Origin of the sequence: Arenimonas metalli CF5-1 (assembly GCF_000747155.1) — a bacterium.
GTDB lineage: Bacteria > Pseudomonadota > Gammaproteobacteria > Xanthomonadales > Xanthomonadaceae > Arenimonas > Arenimonas metalli.
Genome location: NZ_AVCK01000028.1, coordinates 1 through 4220 on the forward strand (window position 1 = coordinate 1; position 4220 = coordinate 4220).

The following is a 4220-nucleotide window of genomic DNA, read 5'->3' on the forward strand; positions in this document are numbered from 1 at the left end:
GCGAGGCCCCGCCCGTGACCCAGCCCAAGCCGCCCACGCCGCCTGTCGCCAAGCCCGCTGCGAAACCCGCCGCCAAGCCGGCGCCGGCGCCCGCCCCGGCCGCGAGCGCCGCCGGCGAGCCCGCCGCGGTCACCGGCGTCCGCGTCTATCACCTCACCAGCCACGACCCGCTGTCGCTGGAACTCGACCAGCGCATGGAAGCCCTGGGCTACGAGGTCGAACTGCTCGACACCGCCGAGGAGCTGCGCGAACTGCTCGGCGCGCTGCCCGCCAACCTGGCGCTGGTGGACGCCGCTTTCAGCGACCAGCTCGAAGCAATCGGCGCCACCGTGCGCGAGGCGCGCGAGCGCAGCCAGCAGCCGCTGCTGCTGGTGGCGCTGTCGCAGGCCGACGACATCAACCTGCGCCTGACCGCCAAGCGCGCCGGCGTCGATTCGCTGGTGGTCGAACCCAACGGCGCCTCCGACGTGCTGCGTCGCCTGGCCCTGCTGCTCAATCCCGGTTCCGACGCGCCCTTCCGCGTGCTGGTGGTCGAGGACGACCGCAACCAGGCCCTGTTCGCCGAAGGCATCCTGCGCAACGCCGGCATGGAAACCATGGTCGTGCTGGACCCGCTGGACGTGCTGCAGGCGCTGCACCAGTTCCAGCCCGACCTGATCCTGATGGACCTGCACATGCCGAACGCCAACGGCATCGAGCTGACCGTGCTGATCCGCGACCAGGACCCGTTCCTGCACACGCCCATCGTCTTCCTGTCGGGCGAAGCCGACGAGGACCGCCAGTTCGCCGCGCTCGAGGCCGGCGGCGACGATTTCATCTCCAAGCCGGTGCGGCCCAAGCACCTGATCGCCGCGGTGAAGAACCGCGTCACCCGCCACCGCGCGATGGAGATCAAGCGCCAGCGCCGCGGCGGCAAGAACAACGACACCAACCTCTTCCACCGCAGCGAGCTGCTGGAGAACCTGGAATACCTGCTGGCCGACGCCAGCGAGCACAGCGCCGGCGGCGTGCTGTTCCTGGAAATCGAGAGCGTGAACCTGCTGCGCGACCGCCTGGGCCTGACCACGCTGGAGCAACTGCTGCACGTGGTCGGCCGCATGCTGGGTGAACGCGCCGAGCCGACCCCGGTGGCGCGCTTCGGCGACGGCAGCTTCCTGGTGCTCGACCGCGAGCGCGACGAGGCCGGGCTGGAACAGCTGGCCACCCAGCTGCGCGCCTCGCTGGTGCAGCACCCGTTCAACGTGCAGGGCCATCCGCTGCGGCTGCGGGTTTCGGTGGGCGTGTGCTCGATGAAGCACCGCTTCGGCGAGGCCAGCGACATGCTCAACGCGGTCGAGCGCATGGCGCGCGAGGCCCGCACCCACGAGAAGGGCATCAAGCGCTACGAGCCGGTGAAGCCGAGCGAGGCCGTGCGCGAGGCTGCGCTGGTGAAGCAGATCCGCGAAGCGATCGCGCTCAACAGCCTCGAGCTGATCTACCAGCCGGTGGTGGCCGTGGCCGGCAGCGACGATTCCCAGTACCAGGTGCTGCTGCGCCTGCGCGGCACCGACGGCAAGCTGCTGCCCGCGGCCGAGGTGATCCCGCTGGCCGAGCGCGGCGACTTCATCGGCGACATCGACCGCTGGGTGCTGCAGGCCTCGCTGAAGCTGGTGCGCGACCGCCGCGCCGAGGGCCGGCCGCTGCGCCTGTTCGTCACCCAGTCGGCGCTGACCCTGGCCGACCCGGCCCAGGCCGCCTGGCTCAAGGCCGAGCTCACCGCGCACGACGTGCCCGGCAACTGCCTGGTGATCGAGCTGCGGCTCGAGGACGCCGCCATCCACGCCACCACCGTGCGCGCCTTCTGCGATGCGCTGGTGGACGACGGCGTGCAGTTCTGCCTGAGCCAGTTCGAGGCCGGCCAGCACGCCGAGGGCCTGATCGAGCAGCTGCCGCTGAGCTTCGTGAAGCTGGCGCGCAAGTACACCACCAACAACCTCACCGCCAACCTGCGCGACGAGCTCAAGGTGCTGATCGAGCGCTCGCACCGCCGCGGCCTGGAGGTGATCGGCCACGGCGTCGAGGACGCGCAGTCGGCCGCCACGCTGTGGATGAGCGGCATTGATTTCATCCAGGGCAACCTGGTGCAGCAGGCAGACCGCGACATGGACTTCGACTTCCAGCAGGCCGTGCTTTGAACGGGCTCCCGTTCAAGCCCAACGATGCGCTGATCGTGCGCTGGCTGGCGATCGCCGGCGCGGCGGGTGCGGCGATCGCGGTGGCCATCGGCTACTTCAGCGACAACGGCCTGTGGCAGGCCGTGGCCCTGGTGGCCGCACTGCTGGCGGTGGCAGGCATTGCCGGCCTCTGGCGCGCCTTCCACCTGCGCAACCGGGCCCTGGCCGTGGTGGCGCAGCAGAGCGGCGAGCAGGACCGCGAGGTCAATGCGCTGCAGGAAGAGCTGGCCCTGCACCGCCGCCTCGAGCGCGAGCTGACCGAAGCCAAGCAGGCGGCCGAGGCCGCGATGATGGCCAAGGGCGAATTCCTGGCCACCATGAGCCACGAGATCCGCACGCCGCTCAACGGCATCATCCCCATGCTCGACCTGCTGATGAGCTCGCGGCTGCAGGCCGACCAGCAGGACATCGTGCGCACCGCCTACACCTCGGCGCGGCAGATGCAGCGGATCGTCGACGACATCCTCGACTACTCCAAGCTCGAGGCGAACAAGGTCACGCTCGAGACCACCAGCTTCAACCTGCGCGAGCTGCTTGATTCGGTGATCCGCCTGATGGAGAAGCCGGCCGAGAGCAAGGGCCTGCGCCTGAACCTGCAGGTCGATCCCTCGGTGCGCCTGGCCGTGCGCGGCGACCCGGTGCGCCTGCGCCAGGTGCTGACCAACCTGCTGAGCAACGCGGTGAAGTTCACCGAGCGCGGCTCGGTGACGCTGGCCGTCACCCGCCGCGGCGAGAGCCGCACCCAGCACGAGCTGCGCTTCGAAGTCACCGACACCGGCATCGGCATCGCCAAGGACGCGCGGCTGTTCCGCGCCTTCAGCCAGGCCGACGCCTCCACCACGCGCCTGTACGGCGGCACCGGCCTGGGCCTGGTGATCTGCAAGCGCATCGTCGACCTGATGGGCGGCAGCATCGGCGTGGATTCCGCGCCAGGCCGCGGCTCCACTTTCTGGTTCGAAGTGCCGCTGACCAAGGCCGCCGGCGACATCCAGGGCCAGCGCAGCGACCTCAATGGCGCCCGCGTGCTGCTGCTGAGCACCGAGGCCGGCTTGCGCCAGCGCCTGGGCCAGTCGGCGCCGAACTGGGGCGTGCAGCTGACCCAGGTCGAGACCACGCAGGATGCGCTGACCCGCCTGCGCACCGCGCTCAGCCGCGGCGCCAGCTGGAGCTTCGACTTGCTGATCGTGGACCTGAATTCCGTGCGCAGCACCGCCATTGCCCTGCACCGCAACCTGCGCCGCAGCGCCGAGCTCGAGGACCTGCGCGTGGTCTACCTGCAGGGCGAGGAGGCCGTGGCCGGCGAGCTGGCCCAGGGCCCGCATTCGCTGATGCTTTCGCGCAGCATCGGCGGCAACGAACTGCGCAGTGCGCTGAGTGGATTCCTGGCGGCCCAGGCGGTCGCCAAGCCGGAGGACATGGAGATGTCGCTACCCGAACGGGTGCTGGTGGCGGATGCCACCGAGGTGCCCGATGACGCCGCGCGCCCCGCCGGCCGCCTGCGCGGCCGCGTGCTGCTGGTCGAGGACAACCCGGTGAACCTGATGGTGGCCCAGCGCCTCGTCGGCCTGCTGGGCCTGCAGTGCGAAACCGCCGACAACGGCGAGAAGGCGCTCGAGCGCATGGTGCAGGGCAACCTGGACGTGGTGCTGATGGACTGCCAGATGCCGGTGAAGGACGGCTACACCGCCTCCCGCGAATGGCGCCAGCATGAGCTGAGCCAGGGCCTGCCGCGGCTGCCGATCATCGCCATGACCGCCAACGCCATGGCCGGCGACCGCCAGAAGTGCCTGGACGCCGGCATGGACGACTACCTGTCCAAACCGGTGGACCGCCGACTGCTGGAAGCCACCATCGCGCGCTGGCTGCAGCATCGTCCGGTGGCCGAGATCGACGACGAGGCGCCGGCACCCGTCGCCGCGCGTCCCGCGATGCCGGCGGCGCCGCGCCCGATGGCGCCCGCTCCGCTGCCCGCCGCGGCACCTGCCGCCCGGCCGGCCGTGGCCGCAC

2 protein-coding genes are annotated in these 4220 nt (G+C 70.8%); both read left to right on the plus strand.

Annotated features, from left to right (window positions below):
• Nucleotides 1–2174 (plus strand): EAL domain-containing protein (locus N787_RS09715; protein WP_052575346.1); only part of this gene is annotated, 2174 nt, incomplete at its 5' end.
• Nucleotides 2171–4220: ATP-binding protein (locus tag N787_RS09720; RefSeq protein WP_052575347.1), on the plus strand; the 2050-nt coding region annotated here is incomplete at its 3' end. The genes N787_RS09715 and N787_RS09720, both read left to right, overlap by 4 nt.